At 51.1% G+C, this 5,824-nt stretch carries 7 protein-coding genes; 3 read left to right on the top strand and 4 right to left on the bottom strand.

Annotated elements, in window-relative coordinates; genetic code table 11:
* Positions 1-199: 199 nt before the first annotated feature.
* The 4 genes from ACETWG_12490 to ACETWG_12475 form a co-directional block, all read right to left on the bottom strand.
* Positions 200-1,489: a C1 family peptidase gene (locus ACETWG_12490; GenBank protein ID MFB0517406.1), complete on the bottom strand. Its 1,290-nt coding sequence runs from the start codon at positions 1,487-1,489 to the stop codon at positions 200-202.
* A gap of 435 nt (positions 1,490-1,924) precedes the next feature.
* Positions 1,925-2,095, bottom strand: a complete 171-nt coding sequence (locus tag ACETWG_12485) for a hypothetical protein (GenBank protein MFB0517405.1) — start codon at positions 2,093-2,095, stop codon at positions 1,925-1,927.
* 3 nt (positions 2,096-2,098) lie between these two features.
* Entirely contained in the window at positions 2,099-2,524 is a 426-nt protein-coding gene (locus tag ACETWG_12480) for a hypothetical protein (protein ID MFB0517404.1), read from the bottom strand.
* Between the two features lie 38 nt (positions 2,525-2,562).
* Positions 2,563-3,153, bottom strand: a complete 591-nt coding sequence (locus ACETWG_12475) for a cupin domain-containing protein (protein MFB0517403.1) — start codon at positions 3,151-3,153, stop codon at positions 2,563-2,565.
* A gap of 219 nt (positions 3,154-3,372) precedes the next feature.
* Here ACETWG_12475 and ACETWG_12470 point away from each other — a divergent pair, with 219 nt between their 5' ends.
* From ACETWG_12470 to ACETWG_12460, 3 genes are all read left to right on the top strand, one after another.
* Positions 3,373-4,470: a hypothetical protein gene (locus tag ACETWG_12470; protein ID MFB0517402.1), complete on the top strand. Its 1,098-nt coding sequence runs from the start codon at positions 3,373-3,375 to the stop codon at positions 4,468-4,470.
* A 15-nt stretch (positions 4,471-4,485) separates the two neighbouring features.
* Entirely contained in the window at positions 4,486-5,397 is a 912-nt protein-coding gene (locus ACETWG_12465; GenBank protein MFB0517401.1) for a metal ABC transporter substrate-binding protein, read from the top strand.
* 9 nt (positions 5,398-5,406) lie between these two features.
* On the top strand, positions 5,407-5,824 hold a 418-nt coding region (locus ACETWG_12460; protein ID MFB0517400.1), incomplete at its 3' end, for a metal ABC transporter permease.

Raw genomic sequence — 5,824 nt, 5'->3', positions numbered from 1 at the left:
TCAATATATGGCCTGGAAGGAGGTTAACCTTGGCAAAATATCGCTTTACAGGGAGCCTGTTCCATAGAGCCGACTACGTTCGGACGATGAACTTCCGCAGTTACCAGGGAAATAGGTTCCTCCTTTCACCCGGAATGACGGCCATGGTTAGGTGTGTAGAACTATGCTGTTGCGAAGAAATAATTTATGCCCATTTCCCCTAGCGAAAGTCTTTAACCACAGCTTTCACGGCGTCTTTGTGGACAATGTATGTCAGCATTTTCAGCTTGATATAATCCTCGCGGTAGAAATAATAGCCCTTATATTTTCCATGCTGGGCGGAGCTGGCGGAATCCTTGATGAGGAACCAATCGTGGTCGCCGCTGCGGGTGTACCCGACTAGATGCACGTCGTGATCGTCGGCGGAGGTGCCATTATTGAAGCGGAATTCGCGGGCATCCTGATCGATGTAGTCGGGCGGGATGTCGAATGTGGGGATGATGGCCGCGTCCTCGAAGCCGTTGTGGCCGGGTTCCGAGACGTCACCATTGAGACGGACGGAATAACCGTTCCGGATGGCGTAGGTGATGACCTGATAGAACTGATCCAGCGGCAGGTTGTAGTAGTCCCGGCTGTGCCACCAATTGGCTTCGACTTCGTATTCGCCGTAGGTATAGAAGGGTTGAGTGAGAGTGGACATAACGCAGACGTAGTCATCAAGGTTGAGTTTGAGGACATCCGCTAGGAATTGCGGGGGAGTCATTTCCCGGCCCTGCCAGACAAACCGGTCCGGTGGCTGGCCCATGTATTTATCCATGATCAGGCGGAGGGCTGACAGCACCAGGTCTTGGTCCCAAAGGTCGTTTTCCTTGATGTATGCCAGATAGTTTTTCATTTCCGCGAACATTTCGCTATGGTCGTAGCGACCGTCGGCATCCAATTCGCCTTTGTAGGCCGCAGCCGGCACGACGCCGTGCTTGCGCCAGACCAGGATCACGGCGTTGCCCTCGGAGCCCTCGTCAAAGAAGGAATCACCGCGCTCCTGGATATAGCGCCGCGCTTCTTCCAGGTATTCGTGGTATACTGTGAACATTTCCGACAACTTGATCTTCTGGCCGGTGAGTCGATAGACCTCCGACTCGAAAAATGAGGTGGTGCTGAAACACCAACACGTTCCGGTCATAAACTGTCTGATCGGTTTAGAATGATAAACGCTTTGGAATACATCAGGAGAGGCTGGTTTCTGGATTCCAGCAAAGTCAAAGCGGAGCTGCCGCTCCTGCTTTTTCTTTTTCTCCTTCGATTCCTCCTGAGTATCGCGGATTCTTTGTGTCTGTGCCTGGCGCTCCTTCGCAGCCTGCTCGTTCTTCGCCTTCATTTCCTCGAGCACGGGATCCCGATACCTTGGTACGTACTTGACTTTGTGGCGGAGAGACTCCTGCCCATTAAGGGGAAAAGAAACCAGCAGGGAGATAATAATTGTAACGAAAAAACTGATCGTTCTATTCATTATGCCTCCAAGCTAAATAATGATAAGCACAACCTAACTTATACTCTACGACATAATTTCAGCATATCAGCATCACGCTCGGCGAATCTGGTTCAGATATGCCCATGAGTGGTTAAGGTTTAATCTATCCAACATGTTTCAGGCTATCAAAAGGTTTAAACGGCTTTCACCGGCGTTATTGTCAGGCCAGTCCTCCCTTGCGCCCGGAGCAGCTACGAATTATTGCCCAATTCCGTCTTGTAATAAAGAGAGGTCAATGTACATCTCCCGCAGTGATCCCGGCACGAAGGGCATGGTAATCCGGTAGATTCGAGGTGAAACCGGATGATCCTGATCGGCAGACACGTTGAGCGTCTGTCGTCAGGAGCGGAAGTGAGACAGGGTCTCAGGGCATAATAGCTGCCTATAGAGCCGGCAGATAGGAAGCTGCGCTATCTACCTTAATGAAGTGCCCAAGAAATAGGGCCAGATAATCAGTCCGATAATTGCCTTCCACCATGGTAGCTGGACGTAGGCGAGGGTGAAAAGCCAGCCGATGAACCAGATCGGGCCAATTATACCACCAGCATCCACCTGAATACGTCCATGCTTTTTTTCGTTTGCCATGTGCTACTCCTTTCTTGTTCTGGGATTGGGCATATTTTTCGGCGACCCCCTGCGGAAGTAGGCCTGTATTTCCACCAGACTGATTCCCAGCACAACTACTGCTACTGCCCACAGGAAGGCATAACCCCGCAGTGGTATGTCCAGGGAACCCCACAGCAGCCAGATTATCAGCACACCGGCCCCAACGATGTTGATGGTGATAGCCCCTCCGAGGCCTAAACCGCTCATGCGGAATCTTTCGTGGAATCGTTCCACCAGTAGGGCCAGGCCTATCCCGGTCAGTACCGCGCCTAAGATGCTTGCGTAGAAGGTTGGCTCGGGAAGGGGTATAGCGAGGAATCGGGCGGTGCTGGCGGGAATGAGCATTAAGGGTAATCCCAGAGCAAGGTTAACGGCCGCGTCAAGAGTGAGCAGGGATTTTTCTTTCATATGGTGTACCTTGGGTGGTACTGAAATCTTTAAGGAGCCTACTCCCCAGGTGCGGGTTGACGAAGCAGGTGCTGGGCCTGACTCGCCTGGAAGACCAATATCGCTTTGGCCAGGGTCTCAGAGGGATTATTCCAGTAATGTGGCTGTGTGGCCTTGAAAATCAGACTGTCGCCGACCAGCATTGGATAAACTCGATCATTCACACAATACTCAAATTTGCCCTCCAGACAATAGACGAACTCCTCGCCATGATGGGTAACGGGATGATTACTATAACTGGTACTCGGCTCTATAGTTATCAAGAAGGGCTCGAGTTGTTGCTGGGAGAGGCCGCTCCCTAAGCTTTGCAGAACCATTCCATTCATTTGGTGGCGGAGCCTCTCATTGCCTCTTACGAATATAATTGTTTCATCAGCCTCTTCCCTAAAAAAGGCGGTGATAGGCACATTAAGCGCTATCGACAGGCGGTGTAAGGAGAAAACGGTCGGGGAGTTTTCTCCTCGCTCTATCCGACTGATAGCGTTGATTGAAAGACCACACCGGTTGGCAAGTGTACGTAATGGCAATCCTTGTTGCCTTCTCAGTTCTCGAATAATACGCCCGACATTGGGGGTTACTTGCTGATTCATGGTGATGTCTCAAGCCTCTATTTGTTATAGCCGTCTCCGTTGAATAAAAGCCACTGGAAAAACAGGTGAATTTAAGTATGAGCAGCGAATAATTTTGATATTATATTCACACTTTAAAGTACGTGTGTACACTTTTGTGTGCGCCGTTTTCATCTAGATCGATGCCTGTATTCAATGATCTAATAAGGCTGTTAGAGCAATCCAGCTAAGGGGGCGAGAGTGCTTCTTACCTTAAGGTACCTACTGAAATTTGCTATTGTCATTCTACTCCTGGCCGATTTCACCTCTGCTCAGGATGAGCCGCAGGATACACCGCTCCCCGGGATGCGGGGGGTTCCCAAGAACCTGCCTGACGTCAGTCTGGTGGGTGATGTTGTGGCGAAGGCATCCGAGGATAAGAGTGACTTCTATCGCAACAAAATACTGATCAGGGAAATCGAATTTGCCCTTCAAGGGTACCTGTATCCTGAGATGCGGGCGGATGTGTTTCTGGCATTTCACCGCCATGGAGACCATGTTGAAGCAGAAATATGCGAGGGCTATGCCAGCTTCCTGAATGTGTTGGGAGGATTAAGCCTGCTTGTGGGCAAGAAACACGTTGACTTTGGAAAAGTCAACAAACTCCATCAGCATCACGTGCCTTATGCTGACCGGCCGGTGGTGTTGACAAACTTCTTTGGAGAGCATGGGTTAGTTGGCGAGGGGGCCTCCCTCGACTATTTATTGCCACTGCCTTTCTTTTTACAGCTTACCCTGGGCGCCTGGAGGGCCGAGAGCGAGGCGCACGCAGAGGAGGATGTTGAGGAATCGGAAGAGTTCGCCCTAGTCGATGAGGTATATACGTCCCGCGCGTGGGCCTCATTTCCGGTGGGAGACAACTCGGAACTGGAAGTCGGCGGGAGCGGAGCCATCGGTAAGGGTATACTGCACGGAGAACAGAAGGACGAGGCTAAGGTGGTAGGTCTGGATGTAACCTTCAAGTTCTGGCCTTCAGCCTACCAGCGGTTGTTTTTGCAAGGAGAAGTCTTAAACCTCATAAGAGAATTGCCCACTGGCTCTATAGAAAGGTGGGGTTTTTATAACTTCATCGGCTACCGTTTCAACAAATACTGGGATGCCGGAGTTAGATATGATTGGGCCGAGAATGCCCTGCCTCAGAAAGACACGACGAGGGAATTCTTAGCTTTTATTACCGATCATTTAACCGAGACAACCATGGTCAGATTCCAGTACGGTTATGGTTTTGATACCGGCATCCACGATGCGGTTATTCAGTTGATCTTCGGGATCGGGCCCCACAGCCACCCACTGGAATGAACCGGAGTAATTGAAATGAAAAGCAGATTGCTAATTACGCTTGTAATTGCCGTTGCTCTTCCCCTTAGAGCGTTTCCCGCCGATGTGCTGAGAGTTGTGACTACTACCACTGACCTGGCGGATATGGTCATGGTGGTTGGTGGAGACAGAGTGGTGGTGAAAAGCTTATCCAAGGGGACACAGGATCCACACCTGGTGGAACCGCGGCCCTCAATGGTGATGCAGGTTAAAGGGGCCGACATGCTGGTCAGAATCGGCATGGACCAGGATCTATGGGCCCAGAGCATAATTGACGCGGCGCGGAATTCAAAGGTGATGTATGGCGGTGAAGGTTACGTAGATGCCTCTAGGCGAATCGAGAAGCTCCAGGTTCCGACAGGGAGGGTAGACATGCGCATGGGGGACATCCACATCTACGGTAATCCGCATTACTGGCTGGACCCGGCCAATGCTAATCTGATTCTGGAGGGCATCACTGACAGACTTTGTCTGTTGCTCCCCAAGGGGGCGGAGTATTTCAGGCAAAACTCCCAGCACTACGCCGCAAAAATCGACTCAGCCGTAACTGAATGGCAGCGGCTCATGCAGCCGTTTGCTGGTGCCAGGATCGTTACCTACCATAACTCATGGATCTATTTTGCGACCCGGTTCAATCTCAACATCGTCGGTTATATCGAACCTAAACCGGGCATTCCTCCTACCCCGTCTCACATTGCAGCACTGGTGGAAATAATGAAGGATGAACAGGTTAAGGTCATAATGATTGAGCCCTACTATAACCTCAGGGTTGCGGAGACCGTGGCGGATAGAACGGGCGCCAGAGTTCTGATCCTGCCCAGCTCGGTAGGCGGGGTAGAGGGGGTAGATACCTACCTGGAATTATTCGACTACCTTATCAGCAAACTGCCTGAGGCACTCTCAAATTAAGGGGTAGAAATGCTTGGATTGATGATCCTGCCGTTTATTGCCTGCCTGATACTGCTAACCATCCTTGCTTATCTGGGAATACACATCGTTGAGCGGGAAGTCATCTTTGTCGATTTAGCGCTGGCACAAATAGCGGCACTCGGTACTTTTATAGCCTTTCTCTTCGGACTCGAGATTCACAGTGCGTCAGCCTATGTGATATCACTGGCTTTCACCATTGCCGGGGCCATTATTTTCACCCTGACGCGGGCCAGGGGAAGGGGTGTCACCCAGGAGGCGATCATTGGGATCGTCTATGCATTTTCAGCTGCGGGTGCCATCCTGGTGCTGCACTGGGCGCCAGCCGAAGCCGAGCATATCAAACACATGCTGGTCGGTGATATCCTTTTCGTGAAGGTTTCCGAAGTGGTCATGGTAGGGATTATCG

Source organism: Candidatus Neomarinimicrobiota bacterium (assembly GCA_041862535.1).
Taxonomy (GTDB): domain Bacteria; phylum Fidelibacterota; class Marinisomatia; order SCGC-AAA003-L08; family TS1B11.
The sequence above is the reverse complement of the archived record's forward strand: the minus strand, read 5'-3'. Positions and strand labels throughout refer to the sequence as shown.

What these genes read in the sequence shown, in the direction of transcription:
- ACETWG_12490 (MFB0517406.1), bottom strand. Translation starts at nt 1,489, where the DNA reads ATGAATAGAACGATCAGTTTTTTCGTTACAATTATTATCTCCCTGCTG.
- ACETWG_12485 (MFB0517405.1), bottom strand. Translation starts at nt 2,095, where the DNA reads ATGGCAAACGAAAAAAAGCATGGACGTATTCAGGTGGATGCTGGTGGT.
- ACETWG_12480 (MFB0517404.1), bottom strand. Translation starts at nt 2,524, where the DNA reads ATGAAAGAAAAATCCCTGCTCACTCTTGACGCGGCCGTTAACCTTGCT.
- ACETWG_12475 (MFB0517403.1), bottom strand. Translation starts at nt 3,153, where the DNA reads ATGAATCAGCAAGTAACCCCCAATGTCGGGCGTATTATTCGAGAACTG.
- ACETWG_12465 (MFB0517401.1), top strand. Translation starts at nt 4,486, where the DNA reads ATGAAAAGCAGATTGCTAATTACGCTTGTAATTGCCGTTGCTCTTCCC.